The following is an 18,837-nucleotide window of genomic DNA, read 5'->3' on the forward strand; positions in this document are numbered from 1 at the left end:
GAGGAGAGGAGCCGGTGTGCCCGGGCCGCGATTTCTGACCCTGCCCGACGTGGCGGACACCCTGAACGTGTCGTTGTCGCAGGTCAAGGCCTTGGTGCGCTCGGGGGAGCTGCCCGGCATCAAGCTCGGCGGGCGCGGCGTCTGGCGGGTGGAGGCCACCGAGCTCGAGGCCTACATCCAGCGCATGTATGCCCGGACCCGGGAGTCCCTGCACCAGGGCGAGGAGCCGCGCTGAGGCTCCCGGCTCACAGCCGGCGCAGCATCGCCATCGCGGTGTAGGGCACCGAGACGGTCCCCCGCACCGCTCCGGGCCGCCGCGGCTCGTCGTCCGCGTGCCGGGCGAGGTCGAGATGGTCGGCCAGCACCCGGTCGATGGTCCCGCTGACGTGGTCCCCCTCGAGGTCGTGAACCCTCACCCGCGCCCGGTCCCGGCTCACCGCCCGCAGGACCTGTCGCAGCGACCGGCGCCGCGGCCGCTCGTCCACCCCGCCCCCCAGCCCCTCCACGGAGCGCAGGGCACCGATGAGCACGAGGCTCTCCTGGTGCTCCCGGCGCTGCGGGTCGTGCAGCAGGACCCAGTCCGGGCCGACGTCCACCAGCGTGCCCGCGACCGGCCCCACCCCGCCGACGCGCACCCGCACCGGTCGGCCTACGTGCGCCGCCAGCCGGTCGGCGAGCTGGACCCGGGCGCGCTCGGCCCGGGTGTGCTCGGCCGCCTCGGCCTCCACCTCGCGCCGCACCCACTCCTGCTGCTGCGCCTCGAGGTCCTCGAAGAGCTGGTCCCACCGCATGCGGCCCATGGTGCCACCGGTGCGGCGACGCGGGCATGCGTCGTCCACACCCCCTTGACGCGGACCGGCTGTCGTCCTAGCGTGCCGTTGTCAGACACAAACGGACGCAAACGGACGCATCAGGCCACTGTCGTCCGAGAACCGGGGAGGGACGATGGGTCCGAGGAGGAGCAGGACGCGGGCGCGGCGATGGGGCCCCTGCTTGTGCGGGGTGGTCGGCACGACCGGGGCGGGCGGGACCGGCGCGGGTCTGCTCGCGCACGCGCTCGCGACCTGGCCCGGGCAGGCGCCGGTGCCGCCCGGTCCGGCCTTGCTCAGCGCGATGCTGGTCCTGGCCTCGGCGCTGCTGGTGGGGATCGGCGTCGTCCTGGCGGCCGCGGCCTGGCAGGTGCGGCCGGGCGCCCTCGAGGAGGACCGTCCCACTCCGGCGTGGCTGCCGACCCCGGTCCGGCTCGCCAGCGCGCTGCTCCTCTCGGTCTCGGCCTCCGTCACCGTGGTCGCAGGGGCGGGCGCCGCTCCCCCGGCGGCCCAGCACGCGGCGGTGCTCGTGACGCCGGCGCCGGACCGGGACACCCTGGACGCACCCTCACCCCTCCCGGTCCCCGGGTGGACCCCGACGCCCGGCGCCGTCCACGGGGCCTGCGCCGACGTGACCCTGGTGAGCGGGCGGGTCGCCGAGCTCCTGCCGGAGCGCCACGTCGTCCGCCGCGGCGACACGTTGTGGGACCTCGCCGAGCGGCACCTGGGCCCGGACGCCACCCCCGCGCAGGTCGCGCAGGAGTGGCCCCGGTGGTATGCCGCCAACCTCGAGATCATCGGACCGGACCCGGACCTGCTGCTGCCCGGGCAGGAGCTCGTGGTGCCCGGCACGGCAGGAGCGGACCGATGAGCCGCGCGGGCGACGTGCCCGGGGTGCTCCACCTCACCCCGGTCGTCGCGCCCGAGCCCGAGGCCGAGGGCAGCGACTGGCGCCGGGGGCGGGCGGACGGGGTCGTCCCCGAGGACTACGTGCAGGGCTCCCTGGCGGTCGACTTCCGGCAGGACGCCTACGACAGCTTCTTCGGGCCCCAGGCCACGAGCACCGCCGAGCTGCCCGAGGCCGGGCCGTGGGCGGACCGCATGCTGCGGGCGGTGCTGGAGGTCTGCGCGGGCAGCCGCCCGGTCGAGCAGCTGTCCCGCTGGATGTCCGGCGACGTGCGGGACCGGGTCGCTCGGCGCGCGCAGCTGGCGCGGCGCCGCACCGTGCGGCACCGTCCGCCCCGGGTCCGTGCCCTGCTCACCTGCCACCCCGCCGACGGCGTGTGCGAGCTGTCGGCGGTGGTCGTGCTGGACGGCCGGGTGCGCGCCCTGGCGGTGCGCATGAGCGGGGTGGACGGCCGGTGGGTCATCACCGCGCTCGAGCTCGGGTGAGGCGGGGCTGCCTCAGCGGCGTCGTGCCTGCTCGGCGCGGCGCCGCTGGGCACGGTTGCCCTGCGCGTCGCCTGCCCTCGCCCCGGCACCGTTCGGCTGCTCCCGGTGGCTGCCGTCGGCGCGCACGTTGCTCGTCTGCGCCTCGCCGCCCTCGGTCGGCGCCTGGAAGGTCAGCGACTGGGGCTTCTGGGACTGCTGCTCTCCGCTCCCCGAGACCTCGGCGAAGAAGAGGTAGCGGACCGAGTCCTCCTTGATCGCCTCCATGACCGCCTGAAACAGCTGGTATCCCTCGCGCTGGTACTCCACGAGGGGCTCACGCTGCGCCATGGCGCGCAGGCCGATGCCCTCCTTGAGGTAGTCCATCTCGTAGAGGTGCTCGCGCCACTTGCGGTCCAGCACCTGCAGCACGACCCGACGCTCCAGGTCGCGCATCACGTCCTCGCCGAGCTCGGCCTCCCGGGCGTCGTAGGCGTGCTGCGCGTCGCTGGTGAACTCCTCGACCAGCAGGTCGGCGGTGACCGCGGCGCGGCCACCGGCACGCTCCACGACGTCCTCGATGACCAGGCCCACCGGGTAGACCTGGCCCAGGTCGGACCACAGGCCCTCCAGGTCCAGGCCGTCGGCCAGGCCGCTCCCGCCCGCGCTGGTGACGTAGTCGGAGACGACGTCGTTGACGAAGTGGCGCACCTGCTCGTGCAGGTCCTCCCCCTCGAGCACCCGGCGCCGCTCGGCGTAGATGACCTCGCGCTGCCGGTTGAGGACGTCGTCGTACTTGAGGACGTTCTTGCGGGTCTCGAAGTGCTGGGCCTCGACCTGGCTCTGGGCACTGGCGATGGAGCGGGAGACGATCCTGGACTCGATGGGCACGTCGTCCTGCATCCCCGACGTCGACATCACCCGGTCCACCATGCCGGCGTTGAACATCCGCATGAGGTCGTCCTGGAGCGAGAGGTAGAAGCGGGACTCGCCGGGGTCGCCCTGGCGTCCGGCACGACCGCGCAGCTGATTGTCGATGCGGCGGGACTCGTGCCGCTCGGTGCCCAGGACGTAGAGCCCGCCGAGCTCGACGACCTCCTCGTGCTCGGCCTGCACCGAGGACTCGGCCTGCTGCAGCGTGGTGTCCCAGGCCGCCTCGTACTCCTCCGGCGTCTCGTGCGGGTCCAGCCCTCGGGACTGCAGGGCCGCGACGGCGCGGAACTCGGAGTTGCCGCCCAGCATGATGTCGGTGCCGCGCCCCGCCATGTTGGTGGATACGGTGACCGCACCCTTGCGCCCCGCCTCGGCGACGATCGAGGCCTCCCGCTCGTGGTGCTTGGCGTTGAGCACCTCGTGCTTGACCCCGCGCCGGCGCAGCTGGTCGGAGAGGTACTCCGACTTCGCGACCGAGGTGGTGCCGACGAGGACCGGCTGCCCGGCCCGGTGCCGCTCGACGATGTCGTCGACGACGGCGGCGAACTTCGCCTCCTCGGTGCGGTAGACGAGGTCGGAGCGGTCCGCGCGGATCATCGGCATGTTGGTGGGGATCGAGAGCACGCCCACCTTGTAGATCTGGTGCAGCTCGGCGGCCTCGGTCTGCGCGGTGCCCGTCATCCCGGCCAGCTTGTCGTACATGCGGAAGTAGTTCTGGAGGGTCACCGTGGCCAGGGTCTGGTTCTCGTTCTTGATCTCCACCCCCTCCTTGGCCTCGATCGCCTGGTGCATGCCCTCGTTGTAGCGGCGGCCGGGCAGGATGCGGCCGGTGTGCTCGTCGACGATCATCACCGAGCCGTCCATGACGACGTAGTCCTTGTCACGGGTGAAGAGCTCGCGCGCCTTGATGGCGTTGTTGAGGTAGCCGATGAGCGGGGTGTTGGCCGACTCGTAGAGGTTGTCGATCCCCAGGTAGTCCTCGACCTTCTCGATCCCCCGCTCGAGCACGCCGACGGTCTTCTTCTTCTCGTCCACCTCGTAGTCGCCGGTGGACTCGATCCCCCGCAGCGGGTCCGCGGCCTCGCCGCGCTCCAGGCGCCGCACGACCTTGGAGAACTCGGTGTACCACTTGGTGGCCTGGTCGGCCGGGCCGGAGATGATGAGCGGGGTGCGGGCCTCGTCGATGAGGATCGAGTCGACCTCGTCCACGATCGCGAAGTGGTGCTCGCGCTGCACCAGGTCCTTGAGCGAGGTGGCCATGTTGTCGCGCAGGTAGTCGAAGCCGAACTCGTTGTTCGTGCCGTAGGTGATGTCCATGGCGTACTGCTCGCGCCGCTGTGCGGGCGTCATGGACGACAGGATGCAGCCGGTCTCGAGGCCGAGGGCGCGGTGGACGCGCCCCATGAGCTCGGACTGGTACTGCGCGAGGTAGTCGTTGGTCGTGATGACGTGGACGCCCTTGCCGGTGAGCGCGTTGAGGTAGGAGGGCAGCGTCGCGACGAGGGTCTTGCCCTCACCGGTGCGCATCTCCGCGACGTTGCCCTGGTGCATGGCCGCGCCACCCATGAGCTGCACGTCGAAGTGGCGCTTGCCGATCGTCCGCTTGCTCGCCTCGCGGACGGCGGCGAAGGCCTCCGGCAGGAGCTGGTCGAGGGTCTGGCCGTCGGCGAGACGGGCCTTGAACCGCTCGGTCTCCTCCCGCAGCTCGGCGTCGGTCAGCCCCTCGAAGTCGTCCTCGAGCGCGTTGACCTGCTTGGCGACGGTCTCCAGGCGGCGCAGCGCGGACTTCTCCCCGGCGCGCAGGATCTTCTCGAACAGGTTCGGCACCCGTCTAGGCTAACCGGCATGGCTGAGGATGCCGCATCGACGGTGGGGCCGGTGCGCGGGGGGGACGGCGTCAGGCTCGTGCCACCGTCCCCGGACCACGTCCCGCTGCTCCTCTCGCTCGGGCAGGACGAGGAGGTGCGCCGCTGGGGCGACGCCGTCCCCGTGCGCGACGGGACGGGGGCCCGCGCGTTCGTCGACGTGGCCCGGCAGGGCTGGTCCGACCGGCACCCGTGGACGCCGCGCCGCTGGGTCGTCGAGACCCGCGGCGCGGACAGGGTATGGCGTGGCGCCGGCACCGTAGAGTACCGCCCGGACGGGCACGGGGCCGCCGAGGTGGGCTACGCCGTGCACCCCGACCACCGGGGCCGCGGGGTGGCCCGGGCCGGGCTCGACCTCGCCCTCGGGTATGCCTTCGAGGAGGACGACCTGGCGCTCGCCCGGTGGCGGGCCGAGGTCGGCAACTGGGCCTCGCGCCGGGTGGCCTGGCGGCTCGGCTTCTCCTCCCCGCAGCGGGTGCGCGGCCTCCTTCCCGGGTGGGGGCAGGACACCGCCCCGCGGGACGGCTGGGTCGCGACGCTGGCCCGCGACGAGCCGCGCGAACCGGCATACCCCTGGCTCGGGACGCCGGTCCTCACCGGCGAGCGGATCGTCCTGCGGCCCTGGCGGGACGACGCCGACGACGCGGCGGCGCTGAGGTCGGTGGACGACCTCGCGCGCGGCTTCGTCGGCCCCATGCTGCCTGCAGCGGGCCAGGAGGGCCTCGCGGGGTGGCTGGCCGACCGGGACGAGGGAGCCGCCGCCGGGACCGGGCTGCGGTGGTGCATCGCCGACGCGCAGGACGACGCCGCACTGGGCCACCTGGGGGTCTTCGGCCTGGGCCGCCCGTTCGAGCGCGGGTGCGGGACGGTGGGTTACTGGCTGCTCCCCTCCGGCCGGGGCCGCGGCGCGGTCACCGAGGCGCTGTCGCTCGCGAGCCGGTATGCCTTCGCCGAGCTCGGCGTGCACCGCCTCATGGCGGACACCGACGCGCGCAACGGCGCCTCGCACCGGGCGCTGCTGCGCGCCGGCTTCCGCTGGGTCGCCACCGAGGCGGAGGCCTGCGTCTACACCCAGGACGGGCCGCGGCAGGACAACGTCCGCTTCGAGCTGCTCGCCGACCGGGAGGTGCAGCGGGCTCCGCTGCCCGGTCCCCCGGCCGCGGTGGGCGAGCACGCCGACCAGGACGGCCAGGACGGCCAGTGCGACGGCGTCGGCGGCATCCCCACGCTGCGCACCGAGGGTCTGGTGCTCCGTCCGTGGCGCCCGGAGCCGGCCGAGGCGGAGCGGATCGTCGAGGCGGTGACCGACCCGGTGTCGCACCAATACCTGCCCGAGCTGCCCCATCCCTACACGACCGCCGACGCGCTCTCCTTCGTCGAGCGGGCCCTGCTGCAGGCGCGTCGCCGTGAGGCGCTCGTGTGGTGCGTGGCGCAGGAGGGCACCGACGTGCCGCTGGCCACGGTCACCCTGGGCAGTCTGGACTCCCGCGCGCGCACCGGGGAGATCGGCTACTGGGCACACCCGCACGCCCGCGGCCAGGGGGTCGTGTCGCGCGCGGTCCGCGCGGTGGTGCAGCACGCCCTGACACCCGAGGGGGACCAGGGCGTCGGACTGCGAAGGGTCTTCCTGCGGGCGGGCGCGAGCAACGTCGCGAGCCAGCGTGTCGCGCGCGCGGCAGGCCTGCGCGAGGTGGGCAGGGACCGCCTCGGCGAGACCCTGCGGGACGGCACCGTCGAGGACATGGTGCGCTTCGACCGGCTGGCCGAGGACGACGACGAGCGCACGGACGACGACGCCTCCCTGACCGGCCCCGGCTGAGGGGACCGCCGGGACCGCCCGACGGACACCGCTCAGGCCACCGGCAGGTCCACCCGGCCCAGCCCCAACCACCGGGCCATCTCCTCCAGCTCGGCCAGCAGCCGGGGCGCGGCGCGCGCGACGTCCGTGCCCGGCTCCCAGTGCACGGCCCGGGCGAGCAGAACCCCCGCCTCCCGGTCCGCCTTGAGGTCGACCCGGCCGACGAGCTGCTCGTCCAGGAGGAAGGGCAGCACGTAGTAGCCGTGCACCCGTCTCGGTGCGGGGACGTAGATCTCCAGCCGGTAGCGGAAGCCCCACAGCTGCTCCACCCGCTCGCGCTGCCACACGAGGGAGTCGAACGGGCTGAGCAGCGCCGCCCCCTCGACCCGGCGCGGCCGGCGGGCCTGGGGGTCCAGCCACACCGGCCGGTCCCAGCCGCGGACCTGGACGCGCTCGGCCTCCCCCGCCCGCTCCAGCTGCTCCAGCGCGGTCGCGACGAGCGGGCCCCGGACCCGGAAGTAGTCGGCCAGGCACCGCTGGCTCCCCAGCCCGTGCGCCCGCAGGGACAGCCGCAGCAGCTCGGTCACCGAGTCCAGCTCCCCGGGGGCGTCGGGCTCGCCGGGTGCCCGGCGCAGGACCTCCGGCGGCAGGACCCGGTCCGGCTCGGCATACCACCGCTCGAACTGGCTGGTGCGGCCGGCGCTGGTGACCGCGCCGGAGTCGAAGAGGCACTCCAGCGCGGTCTTGACCGCCGACCAGTTCCATCCCCAGTGGTCGTTGCGCCGGGCGGCGCCGTGCGGCAGGTGGACCTCGACCCCGCGGGCGGTGACCGGCCCGTGCGCCGCGACCACCTCCTGCACCGCGTCGAGCAGCCCGGGGTGCTGCCGCTCCAGGTCGGCCCGCCAGGCGAGGGTACGCGGGCGCCGCATGCGGAACCCGAGGTGGGGCCACGTCTCCAGCGGGAGCAGGGAGGCCTCGTGCGCCCAGTACTCGACCATCCGCCGACCGGCCTTGGCCCGCCCGCGCACCCCCGAGCCGTCCCGCAGCCGGTCGAGCAGGCCCGGGTCGTAGGGCCCGAGCCGGGAGAAGAAGGGCAGGTAGTGGCTGCGGGTGAGGACGTTGACGCTGTCGATCTGGACGACGGCCAGACGGTCCAGCACCGCACCGAGCTGCCGGGTCCCGGGCTCGGCCGGGCGGGGGCGCCCGAAGCCCTGCGCGGCGAGCGCGATGCGCCGGGCCTGGGCCGGGGAGAGGGTCAGCACGCCACCCACCCTGCCACGGGGCACCGACACCACCGGCCCGGGTCGTCGGGCGACCCGGGCCGGTGGAGGCTGCCGCGCACGCGCGGCGACCGGTCGGTCAGGAGGCGAAGGCCTCGGCGGAGGCCCGCTCGGCGGTGTCGGTCGGCTCCGCGTCCGCGTGGTCCAGCCGCAGCACGCCGTAGGACCAGCCGCGGCGGCGGTAGACCACGCTCGGGCGGTCGGCGTCGGCGTCGTGGAAGAGGAAGAACTCGTGGCCGACGAGCTCCATCTGGGACAGCGCCTCCCCCACGGTCATCGGTGGCGAGGAGTGCACCTTCTCCCGGATCTCGATCGGGGAGTTGCCCCGGGTCTGCAGCGCCTCGTCCACGGCCTCCTCGGTGTCGCGGGGAGCCTCGGGTGCGCTCGAGCCGTCGGCCCGGTCGCTCAGCGGCTCCGTCGGGAGCCCGAAGGTCGCCTCGGCCACGGACGGCAGCCGGTGCTTGCCGGTGTGCGAGACCCGCCGCTTGTCGCCGATCCGGCGCAGGCGCTCGGTGAGCTTGCCCATGGCCAGGTCCAGGGCGGCATACTCCTCGTCGGCCGCCGCCTCGGCGCGGACCACGGTCCGGTGCACGTAGCAGGTGATCTCGCAGCGCTCGGCCTCCTTGGCCTGGCGCGGGTTCGACTCGTGCGTGAGCACCACCTCGGTGCGCCGGACCCGGGGGGCCAGCTGCGGGATCTTGTCGAGCTTGTCCTCGATGTGGCGGCGGAAGCGCTCCGGGACGTCTCTCTTGCGACCGGTCACGGTGAGTTCCATCAAAGTCCTCCATGCAAGACGGTGTGATGTGGGGTATGGCGTCGGCTGCGGCGCCTGCTCTCGTCCGGCCTCACCCCCTCACGTCGACTCGCGAGGTGCTTCATGCACCCACACTAGTCCGCCGCACGCGCTCACGGTAGGGGGCGTGGCGCGGCCTCCCCGTCGGCCCGATGACGACTCGTCGCGGCCACCGTGGCGGCGACGACCGGGCCGGCGCCGGCGGCGCGGAGCACCCGCGCGCACTCGGTCAGCGTGGCGCCGGTCGTGACGATGTCGTCGACCACGACGCAGGGCACGCCGGCCAGCCGTGCCGCGGCCCGTGGGCCCAGGGCGAGCGCACCGGCGAGGTTGCCGGCCCGGTCGGCCGCCGACAGGCCTGCCTGGTCGCGCACCGGCCGACCCAGCACGAGTCCGGGCACGACCGCCCCCGGCCCCACGGCGGCGCGGGCCAGGTCGAGCACGGGCGAGCGACCGCGGACCCGGGTGCTGCGCCGCGCCGAGGGCGCCGGCAGGACGGCCACCGGCCGCCCGGCCTCCACCGCGCTCCGGTGCTCGTCGGAGGCGCTCACCGCCGCGCTGAGCGCTCGGCCCACGACCGCGGCCAGCGCGGCGGTCAGCCCGACCCGGTCGTGCTCCTTCCAGGCCACCAGGCCCGCGCGCACGACGCCGGAGTAGTCCGGGCCGGTCCACGTCGGGGGGAAGCCCGGTGGGCACGGCGTGGGCCGCCAGGGCCGCGGGCCGGCCCCGAGCTGCGCGGCGCACACGGCGCACCACGACGAGGCCGGGGCGCCGCACCCCGCGCAGGCGCTGGGGGCGAGCAGGTCGAGCAGGGCGCTCAGGTCGGCCCCCGGGCGCCACGGCATACCCGCAGCGTGGCACGGGCCGAGAGCCTTGAACGGCCGTCCACAGGGTCAGCCGCCGGGCACCACGACCTGGTCGGCGTTGCGCACCGGCTGCCACCCGCTCTGCCCCTCGGGCACGTAGACCCCACCGTCCTGGGTGCGCGCGACGACGTCGACGCCGAGGGTGGTCGGCACCGGCACGGCGTCGACCAGGTCAGGGAGCTCACCCAGGGGCTCCAGCCACCCGCCCAGGAGCAGGCGGAAGGGTTGCGGCGCCGCGTCGCCCGCCCGCTGCCCGACGATGAGGACCTCGCCGACGCCGCTCCAGCGGGCCGAGGTGACGTCCTGCAGGTGCGGGGCCACGGGCGCGGGGTCGGCGAGCCCGGTCGGGCGGCCCTGACCGTCGCGCACGATGCCGCTGAGGACCACCCGGTGCGTCTGCGGCTCGTCCTCGGCGGCGACCTGGCCGACGACGACGAGGGCGCGGCTGCCGTCGGGCGAGATCGACAGGCCGTCGACCCGCTCGTCCTCGGCGAGCCAGTCGGCCTCCACGGGGCGGGCCACGGCGTCGAGGTCGTCGGTCTCCACGGCCCAGATCCGGGGCGTCCCGCTGCTGCGGGTGATCCCGCCCAGCCAGAAGGCGTCGTCCCCGTCGACGGCCGGTGCCGTCAGCTCGTCGCCGATGCCGGTGTTGGTCGACACCTCCTCCCCGCGCCAGCGGCGGAAGGACGTCCCGTCGGTCGAGACCCCGGCGAGGTCCTCCAGGTCCGCCGACGCGGCGATCCCGCTCCAGTCCAGCCCGATCGTCGGGAGCCGCTCGCCCTCGTCGGTGGGCAGGTCCCGCAGGGCGTACTGCGTCGGGTCGACGGCGGTGAGCTCCTCCCCGACCCGGAGCAGCACCTCGTCGACCTGCTGCTCGAGATCGGTGTAGGGCAGCTGCGTCGCCCCGGTGATCGGGCCCTCGACCCCGTCGAGGGGCAGCGGCTGCCCGGCCACCTGGACCTCGACCCCCGCCACGGTGGTGAGCCCCAGCAGGCTGTGCGCCAGCTGGCTGCTGAGGTCGCTGGCCAGGGCGTCGTCCTGCGCCAGCGTGGCGCCCTGGAGGTTGACGGTGGCGACGAGCGAGGACGGGTCGACGGGCACGGCCGGCGTGGCGAGCCGGAGCCCCTCGGAGGCCCCCGTGCGGACGGCTCCCTCGAGGTAGGCGGGCAGCGGCGCGAGCTGGGCCCGGGTGACGGCGGTCGGCAAGCCCTCGCTGTCCGGCAGCCAGCGCAGCTCGGGGACGAAGACGTCCTGCTCGGTGTTGAGGTAGGAGATCGTCGTGGGGCGGAAGGCGCGCGCGAACTCGGTGTCGGACAGCCACAGCCCGGCGTCGTCCGGGAACTGGCTGATCCGGGGCTCGCCGTCGACCCTCGCCAGGCCGAAGGTCACCGTCGTCGTGCGGGGGGTCTGCTCGGTCAGGCGACCGTCCGCGTCCACCCGACCCACGGCCACCATCTCCACGCTCACCTCGTCGTCCGCGCTGCGGGTGAGGGTCAGACCCTCCCCGCCGTCGTAGACGGTGACGTTCGCCGTGGGCACCCAGTCGCTGGCGAGCGCGCTCGTGAGGTAGGTGCGGGCGACGTCGTTGTCGCCCGCGAAGCCCTCGCCGGCACGCAGGAAGCCCTGGACGATCTCCAGCTCGGTGTCGCCGGGCCGCGCCGGGGGCAAGATCCGCTCCACCTCCCGCTCGGACTGCTGGGACACCGCGAGGCCGGGGCGCGGGTCCGGGGTGATCGGCAGCTGGCCGGAGCATCCGGCCAGGACGAGCACCAGGGCTGCCGGCAGGAGCCGGGTTCGCCAGGTCATGAGTCGTCCTCCCTCGTGTCCAGGGCCAGCACCACGGTCGGGACCTCTGCGTCGGCCCCGGACGTGGGCGGGACCGGCGGCGGTTCCTCGGCGATGACGTGGGTATGCGTGCGGGGCAGGAGCAGCCGGAAGCACGCACCGCCACCGGGCTCGCTGCCGACCTGCAGCCAGCCGCCGTGCATCCGCGCGTCCTCCATGGCGATGGCCAGCCCGAGGCCGGTCCCGCCGGTGGTGCGGGTCCGGGCCGGGTCGGCACGCCAGAACCGGTCGAAGACCTGGTGCTGCTGGTCCTCGTCGAGCCCGATGCCGTGGTCGCGCACGCTGACAGCGGCGACCTGCGAGGTCGCGGCCACGGTGACGTCGACGGGGCGGCCCTCGCCGTGCTCCACGGCGTTGGTGAGCAGGTTGCGCAGCACCCGGGAGATCCGGCGGCCGTCCATGCATACCTCGACCCGGCCCTCCGGGAGGTGGAGCCGCAGCACCGAGCCGACGTTGGCCGCCAGCGCCTCCACCCCGTCCACGGCCGCGCGGACGCTGGGCACGATGTCCTCCTCGTGCCGCTCGATGGTGGCGGCCCCGGAGTCGAACCTGCTGATCTCGAGCAGCTCGGCGAGCAGCCCCTCGAACCGGTCCATCTCCTGGTCCAGGAGCTCGGCCGACCGGGCGACCGGGGCGGTGAAGTCCTCGCGCGAGGCGTGCAGCACGTCGCCGGCCATCCGCATGGTCGTCAGCGGCGTCCGCAGCTCGTGCGAGACGTCGGAGACGAAGCGCTGCTGCAGCTGGGACAGCGAGCGGAGCTCACGGATCTGGTGCTGGATGGAGTCGGCCATCGTGTTGAAGGAGGTCGCGAGCTGGGCGATCTCGTCGTTGCCGACCACCGGCAGGCGCTCGTCGAGGTGCCCGAGCGCCACCTCGTGCGAGGCCTTGGCCACCTCCTCGACCGGCCGGGTGACCATCCGGGTCGCGAGCAGCGCGAGGCCCACGACCAGGGCGACCAGACCGAACCCGCCGAGCAGGAAGAGCTGCCGCACGAGGTCGAGCGTCTCCTGCTCGCGCAGCAGCGGGTAGACGAGCACCAGGTCGTAGGGCCCCGCGCGCAGCAACGACACCCGCGAGCCGACGACGACCGCGGGCACGCGTTCCTCCCCGTCCCCCAGGGAGACCGGCACCACGACGACCTGCTGGTTGGCCGGGTCCGAGTCGATCGCCTCCTGCAGCGAGACCGAGATGTCCTCGGTGGCCACCCCCGTCGTCATCCGCTCGACGACCCCCTGGTCGTTGCCGAGGGCCGGGAGCAGCTGCACCCGGCGGCCGTCCTCGGCCGACGGCCCGCTCATCGACTGGATCTGCTCCTCGGCCAGCCCCCGCAGCCCGCTGTCGTCGCGCCGGTCGGTCGAGTCGAAGGCGCTCTGCGCGGTCGACACCTGCTGGGAGGCGTCCCGCTGGGCGCTGGCGATCGCCTGGTCCACGAGCCCTTGGGCCACCGACTGGTAGAGCACGCTCCCCAGCAGCATCGCGAGCAGCGAGCCGAGCAGGACGGTCGAGGTGACGACCCGCGCACGCAAGGAACCGCGCCACCACCGCAGCAGTCGCTGCGCCGGCGGCGGGGCGTCAGGGGTGTCCGGCCTTGTATCCGACGCCACGCACCGTCACCACGATCTGCGGGTTCTCCGGGTCCTTCTCGATCTTGCTGCGCAGCCGCTGGACGTGCACGTTGACCAACCGGGTGTCCCCCGCGTGGCGGTAGCCCCACACCTGCTCCAGCAGGGACTCGCGGTCGAAGACCTGGCTGGGCTTGGTGGCCAGCGCCACGAGCAGGTCGAACTCCAGCGGGGTGAGCGGGATCTGCTCACCCCCGCGGGTCACCTCGTGGCCCGCGACGTCGATGAGCACGTCGCCCACCTGCAGCCGGGTGTCGTCCCCGGTCTCGGACCGGCGCAGCCGGGCCCGGATGCGGGCGAGCAGCTCCTGCGGCTTGAACGGCTTGACGACGTAGTCGTCCGCACCGGCCTCCAGCCCGAGCACGACGTCCTTGGTGTCGGTGCGCGCGGTGAGCATCACCACCGGCACCATGGACTCGCCGCGCAGCTCCTGGCATACCTCGATGCCGTCCTTGGACGGGAGCATGACGTCCAGCAGCACGAGGTCGGGGCGGAACTCGCGGAACATCGGCATCGCCCGGCCCCCGTCCCCGCAGGTCGCCACCTCGTAGCCCTCCTTGCGCAGCACGATGCCGAGCATCTCGGCCAGCGCCTGGTCGTCGTCGACCACGAGTACTCGAGCGCTCACGGGTTCCTCCTGCCTCCCTGCCCTGCGCGGGGATCAGTAGCGGTAGTGCTCCGGCTTGAAGGGGCCGGCCACGTCGACGCCGAGGTAGGCGGCCTGCTCCTTGGTCAGCTCGGTCAGGTCGGCGGCGACCGACTCCAGGTGCAGCCGCGCCACCTCCTCGTCCAGCTCCTTGCGCAGCGTGTGCACGCCGAGCGGGTAGTCCTCGATCCGGGTGTGCAGCTCGATCTGCGCGAGCACCTGGTTGGCGAAGCTCGTGGACATGACGAAGCTGGGGTGCCCGGTCGCGTTGCCGAGGTTGAGCAGCCGCCCCTCGGACAGGACGATGATCGAGCGGTCCTCGCCCGTGGTCCACTCGTGCACCTGCGGCTTGATCTCGACCCGTCGGACGTCGGGCACCCGGGCCAGGCCAGCCATGTCGATCTCGTTGTCGAAGTGCCCGATGTTGCCGAGGACGGCCTTATCCTTCATCGCCAGCATGTGCTCGACGGTGACGACGCCCTTGCAGCCGGTGGCGGTGATGACGAAGTCGGCGCCGCCGACGACGTCGTCCAGCCGCGCCACCTGGAAGCCGTCCATCGCCGCCTGCAGCGCGCAGATCGGGTCGATCTCGGTGACGATGACCCGCGCGCCCTGGCCGCGCAGCGCCTCGGCACAGCCCTTGCCGACGTCGCCGTAGCCGCAGACGACCGCGACCTTGCCGCCGATGAGCACGTCGGTGGCCCGGTTGAGGCCGTCGACGAGGCTGTGCCGGCAACCGTAGGTGTTGTCGAACTTGCTCTTGGTGACCGAGTCGTTGACGTTGATCGCCGGGAAGAGCAGCTCACCGGCCTCGTGCAGCTGGTAGAGCCGGTGCACGCCGGTGGTCGTCTCCTCCGACACGCCGCCGATGCCCTCGGCGACGCGGGTCCACCGCGTGGGGTCCTGAGCCATCGAGGAGCGCGCGGTCTCCAGGATGACCTTCCACTCCTCCGGGTCCTCGTCCTGCGCGCTCGGCACCGCTCCCTGGCGCTCCCACTCGCGGCCCTTGAGCACGAGCAGCGTCGCGTCGCCACCGTCGTCGAGGATGAGGCTGGGGCCGGCGCCGTCGGGCCAGTCCATGATCTGCGTGGTGCACCACCAGTACTCCTCCAGCGTCTCGCCCTTCCAGGCGAAGACCGGGACGCCCTGGGGGTCCTCGGGCGTGCCCTCCGGCCCCACGACGACCGCGGCGGCCGCCTCGTCCTGGGTCGAGAAGATGTTGCAGGAGGCCCACCGCACCTCGGCGCCCAGCGCGACGAGGGTCTCGATGAGGACCGCGGTCTGCACCGTCATGTGCAGCGAGCCCGCGATCCGGGCCCCGGCCAGAGGCTGCTCCCCGGCGAAGCGCTCGCGCAGCGCCATCAGCCCCGGCATCTCGTGCTCGGCCAGGCGGATCTGGTGGCGTCCCTGCTCGGCGAGCGACAGGTCGCGGACCTGGTGCTGCAGCTGCGTCGCCTCGGTGGTCATGGTGTCGGGCATGCCCGCCATGCTACGTGGCGTCCCCGACGTCGCCGGGGACGGTGAGGCCGAGCAGCGCGTTCTCGAGGACCTCGGAGAGCGCGGGGTGGATCCAGTACTGCCCCCGCGCCAGCTCGTGCGCGGTGACGTCGGGGCCCAGGCTGAGGGCCTGGATGGCGGGCTGGACGAGGGTGCTCGCGTGGGCCCCGAGGCAGTGGACGCCGAGCAGCCGGCCGGTGGCGGCGTCGCCGACCGCCTTGAGGACGCCGGTCGTGTCCTCCATCGCCCAGCCGTAGGCGGTGTCGCCGTAGCGCTGGAGCTTGGTGCTCACGTCGTAGCCCTGGTCCCGCGCCTCGTCCTCGGTCAGCCCCACCGTCGCGATCTGCGGGTGGGTGAAGATGGCCGCGGGCACGAAGCGGTGGTCGAAGGGCCGCAGGTCGTCCGGGTGGGCCAGGTTGTGCGCGACCGTCCGCGCCTCCTGGTTGGCGACGTGCTTGAGCTGCCACGGCGAGGAGGCGTCGCCGAGCGACCACACACCCGGCACGTCGGTGCGGCCGAAACGGTCGACGACGACCCTCCCGTCCTCGTGGGTCTGCACGCCGGTGTGCTCCAGGCCCAGGGCGCTGGTGTTCGGCGCGCGGCCGGTGGCGACCAGGAGGGTCTCGCCGCTCACGACCGAGCCGTCGGAGAGGGAGAGCTCGACCTCCCCGTCGCGCGTCCTCGCCCCGACCGCGTCGACGCCGGTGCGCACGTCCCACTGGGCGCGGGCGAGGTCGGTGAAGGCCGCGGCCACCTCCCGGTCCAGCATCCGCAGCAGCCCGTCGCTGCGGTTGACGATGGTCACCGCGACGCCGAGCGCGGAGAAGATGTGCGCGAACTCTGCGGCGATGACGCCTCCACCGAGGATGACGAGGCGGGAGGGCAGCTCCTCCATGCGCATGATGGTGTCGGAGGTGTGGAAGGGCACGGCGGAGGAGCGGATCACGTCCGGCACCACGGGGCTGGCCCCGGTGGCGATGACGATCTCCTCGCCGGTGATCCGGTGCTGGGTCCCGACGGTGTGCTCGCCGCCCTCACGGGTGATGAGCACCTCGAGCTCGTGGTCGTCGACGAAGCGGGCGTGTCCGAGATAGGCGTCGGTGTGCTCGCCCTCGACGCGGTAGTCGCGACCGCCGTCGCTGATCGGGTCGATGCGCCCGAAGATCCGGTCCCTGATGTCGGCCCAGCGCACCTGGTCCAGCGACGCGTCGACGCCGAAGCGCGCGGCGTCGCGGATCGTCCCGGCGACCTCGGCGGCATACACGAACATCTTGGTGGGGATGCACCCCACGTTGAGGCAGGTGCCGCCGAAGACGCCCTCCTCGACGACCGCGATCCGGCGCTCCTCGAGCTCGGGGGTCACGAGCGAGTTGCCCGAGCCGGTGCCGATGATGATCAGGTCGTAATGGGTGGTCTCGCTCACCGTGCCAGCGTAGGTCGGTCGGAGGAACGGCGTCACTCGACCCCTCCCGGGAGCCCCAGCCTCTGAGACCACAGGTGAAGGGCCAGGAGCGTGTCGATGGCCGAGCAGAAAACATCAGAACAACCCCTTGCATTCGTACACATGTTCGAGTATGCTGGTCGTACCAGCCCACTACGGTGGTGGGTGTCGCAGGGTCCTCGGGGGAGGTGGGTGTCATGGCGGTCACGGTGGTCGAGCCGGGACGGGAGGGTCCGCAGGTGGCGGTGCTGGGGGCGTTGGGGGTGATCGCGACCGCCCGGGGTGGCCTGGAGGCCAGGCTGATCGAGGCCGCCCGGGTGGTGGTCGCCACGACCGGGGCGGTGCTGCTCGCGGACAAGGGCTTCACCAGCGTCGACGAGCTCTCCAAGACGCGCCGCAAGATGTGGCGCGCCGAGGCCAAACGGGCCGCGTGCGCCGAGATCGAGGCCACCCTCGGCATGGGCGTCGGGGAGACCCGGCACCTGGTCGGGATCGCCTGCGCACCGGCCACCATCCGCGGACCGGTCCTGGCCGCGTTGGACGCCGGGGAGGCGACCTGGGCCATGGTCCGCGACTTCTGGGCCCGCTGCGCCCGGCTCCCGGTCGACCAGGGCGCCCTGGTCGCCGAGGCCCTCTTCGGGACCGATCCCGCGACCGCCGCCCGTGAGCTTCTCACCCCCGGCGGTGACCTGCGCGGCACACCGTGGCACGCCGCCGACTACAAGGCCGCGCTGGAACGGGAGGCCACCCGCGCCGAGGGCACCGACGCCCAAGCAGAAAGAGAACGCCGCCGCGCGGCCTACCAGGCCCGCCGCGCCACCATGACCGTCGGCGAGGACGGCACCGCCACCCTGTCCATCACCGGACCACTGATCGCCATGGCCGCCGCCCACACCCGTATCGAACGCGCCGCCCGCCTCCTCCGCAAGCACGGCGACACCCGCACCCTGGACCAGCTGCGCGCCGACATCGCCGCCACCCTGCTCATCCACGGACACCTCCCCCTGCCCCACACCGGGGACAGCGACGGGAGCACCCAGGCCGGGGACACCACGACCGGCGACACACAGGCCAGGGACGAAGATGTCAGGGATGCCGAGGCGGTGTGGCGGGACCTGCAGACCCCGGACCTGGAAGCCATCGCCCGCGTCGTGACCGGGATGCCCGCGATCCAGCTGCAGGTCATCATCCCCTGGGACACCCTCACCGCAACCCCCGCCTGCACCCACACCCAGCACCGGCACGGCGGGCACGGGGATGCAGATCGTGAACCCCCCGGCCGGGGGGTGGGCCACCTGGTCGGGTACCCGGCCTACCTGACCCCCGGGCACGCCCGCGAGCTCGCCCTGGCCCCGGGCACCACCCTGTCCCGGCTGCTGACCGACCCCGCCGACGGGCGCCTGATCGAACGCACCCAGAGCACCTACCGGCCCGACGCCGCCATGCGCACCCAGATCCACGCCGCCGACGTCCACTCCCGCGCCCCCGGCACCGGCCACCCCGCCACCAGCTGCGAGCTCGACCACGTCACCCCCTGGACCGGACCACCCGACCCCACCACCGGCCAAGCCCCCGGCGGCACCACCACCGAGACCAACCTGGTCACCCTCGACAAACGCCACCACCAGCTCAAGACCCTCGGCATCGCCACCGCCACCATCAACCACCTGCGCGACCTGACCTGGACCACCCTGCTCGGCCACACCACCACCACCCGCACCCACGACTACCGCCACTACCAGACGCCCGCACCACCCACCCGAAACGAAGGGGAGGACTCTGCCCACCAGCAGCCTCAGCCCCACGAGGACCGGGACCCCGACGACCAGCGCGACCTGCTCAACCGCGCCCTCTACACCCTCCTCTCCGAACGCGGACCCGACGCCCTGCTCACCGACCACGACGACCACCCCGGCACCGGAGACCACGGCGGACCCCTGTCCCGCTGGATGTTCATCACCAAGAACGAACGCCGCGCCGACCCACACCAGTCACCACGCACACCTCGTCGGGAGCAGCACCCCCGACCCCGCGACCACGAACCCCCACCCTTCTGAGCAGCAGGGGGCGCGGC

General features: G+C 73.6%; 15 protein-coding genes. 5 read left to right on the forward strand and 10 right to left on the reverse strand.

The genetic code is table 11. From position 1 onward, the window contains the following. The first annotated feature begins 49 nt into the window (after nt 1-49). Entirely contained in the window at nt 50-235 is a 186-nt protein-coding gene (locus SGUI_RS05140; RefSeq protein WP_418314011.1) for a helix-turn-helix domain-containing protein, read from the forward strand. A 10-nt stretch (nt 236-245) separates the two neighbouring features. On the opposite strand, the gene SGUI_RS05145 is transcribed toward SGUI_RS05140, so the two are convergent. Then, nucleotides 246-791 carry a hypothetical protein gene (locus SGUI_RS05145; protein ID WP_066642812.1) on the reverse strand — a complete coding sequence of 182 codons (546 nt, stop codon included), beginning with the start codon at nt 789-791 and terminating at the stop codon, nt 246-248. A gap of 211 nt (nt 792-1,002) precedes the next feature. On the opposite strand from SGUI_RS05145, the gene SGUI_RS05150 reads away from it, so the two are divergent. Next, a complete protein-coding gene (locus SGUI_RS05150; RefSeq protein ID WP_066637135.1) occupies nt 1,003-1,680 on the forward strand; it encodes a LysM peptidoglycan-binding domain-containing protein in 678 nt (225 codons plus the stop codon). Further along, entirely contained in the window at nt 1,677-2,201 is a 525-nt protein-coding gene (locus tag SGUI_RS05155; RefSeq protein ID WP_083190513.1) for an Rv3235 family protein, read from the forward strand. Before SGUI_RS05150 ends, SGUI_RS05155 begins: the two co-directional genes overlap by 4 nt. 12 nt (nt 2,202-2,213) lie before the next feature. Here the strand turns inward: SGUI_RS05155 and secA are convergent, their stop codons facing one another. Then, the gene (gene secA, locus SGUI_RS05160) at nt 2,214-4,937 is read right to left on the reverse strand and encodes a preprotein translocase subunit SecA (protein WP_066637136.1); all 2,724 of its coding nucleotides are present in this window, start codon (nt 4,935-4,937) and stop codon (nt 2,214-2,216) included. An 18-nt stretch (nt 4,938-4,955) separates the two neighbouring features. Between secA and SGUI_RS05165 the strand changes: the two genes are divergently transcribed. Next, nucleotides 4,956-6,794, forward strand: coding sequence for a GNAT family N-acetyltransferase (locus SGUI_RS05165; protein ID WP_083190514.1), 1,839 nt, complete (start codon nt 4,956-4,958; stop codon nt 6,792-6,794). Nucleotides 6,795-6,826: 32 nt separating this feature from the next. Here SGUI_RS05165 and SGUI_RS05170 read toward each other — a convergent pair whose 3' ends face one another. The 8 genes from SGUI_RS05170 to SGUI_RS05205 form a co-directional block, all read right to left on the reverse strand. Continuing rightward, complete coding sequence (locus SGUI_RS05170; protein ID WP_066642824.1) at nt 6,827-8,035, reverse strand: winged helix-turn-helix domain-containing protein; 1,209 nt, start codon at nt 8,033-8,035, stop codon at nt 6,827-6,829. A gap of 97 nt (nt 8,036-8,132) precedes the next feature. Continuing rightward, nucleotides 8,133-8,828, reverse strand: coding sequence for a ribosome hibernation-promoting factor, HPF/YfiA family (hpf, locus tag SGUI_RS05175; RefSeq protein WP_066637143.1), 696 nt, complete (start codon nt 8,826-8,828; stop codon nt 8,133-8,135). 131 nt (nt 8,829-8,959) lie between these two features. Beyond that, nucleotides 8,960-9,691, reverse strand: coding sequence for a ComF family protein (locus SGUI_RS05180; protein WP_066637145.1), 732 nt, complete (start codon nt 9,689-9,691; stop codon nt 8,960-8,962). Nucleotides 9,692-9,739: 48 nt separating this feature from the next. Then, complete coding sequence (locus SGUI_RS05185) at nt 9,740-11,518, reverse strand: LpqB family beta-propeller domain-containing protein (protein WP_066637146.1); 1,779 nt, start codon at nt 11,516-11,518, stop codon at nt 9,740-9,742. After that, nucleotides 11,515-13,083: an MtrAB system histidine kinase MtrB gene (gene mtrB / locus SGUI_RS05190; protein ID WP_066637149.1), complete on the reverse strand. Its 1,569-nt coding sequence runs from the start codon at nt 13,081-13,083 to the stop codon at nt 11,515-11,517. The genes SGUI_RS05185 and mtrB overlap by 4 nt, the downstream gene beginning before the upstream one ends. A 46-nt stretch (nt 13,084-13,129) precedes the next feature. Further along, nucleotides 13,130-13,807 (reverse strand): MtrAB system response regulator MtrA, encoded by a 678-nt coding sequence (gene mtrA / locus SGUI_RS05195; protein WP_083190515.1) that lies wholly within the window; start codon nt 13,805-13,807, stop codon nt 13,130-13,132. Nucleotides 13,808-13,840: 33 nt separating this feature from the next. Continuing rightward, on the reverse strand, nt 13,841-15,304 hold the full coding sequence (gene ahcY / locus SGUI_RS05200) for an adenosylhomocysteinase (RefSeq protein WP_237141458.1): 1,464 nt from the start codon (nt 15,302-15,304) through the stop codon (nt 13,841-13,843). A 10-nt stretch (nt 15,305-15,314) separates the two neighbouring features. Then, nucleotides 15,315-16,745, reverse strand: coding sequence for a mycothione reductase (locus SGUI_RS05205; protein WP_066642832.1), 1,431 nt, complete (start codon nt 16,743-16,745; stop codon nt 15,315-15,317). A 215-nt stretch (nt 16,746-16,960) separates the two neighbouring features. Between SGUI_RS05205 and SGUI_RS05210 the strand changes: the two genes are divergently transcribed. After that, nucleotides 16,961-18,820, forward strand: a complete 1,860-nt coding sequence (locus SGUI_RS05210; RefSeq protein WP_066637159.1) for an HNH endonuclease signature motif containing protein — start codon at nt 16,961-16,963, stop codon at nt 18,818-18,820. Nucleotides 18,821-18,837: the final 17 nt, after the last annotated feature.

This window comes from Serinicoccus hydrothermalis (genome assembly GCF_001685415.1).
Classification (GTDB): Bacteria; Actinomycetota; Actinomycetes; order Actinomycetales; family Dermatophilaceae; genus Ornithinicoccus; species Ornithinicoccus hydrothermalis.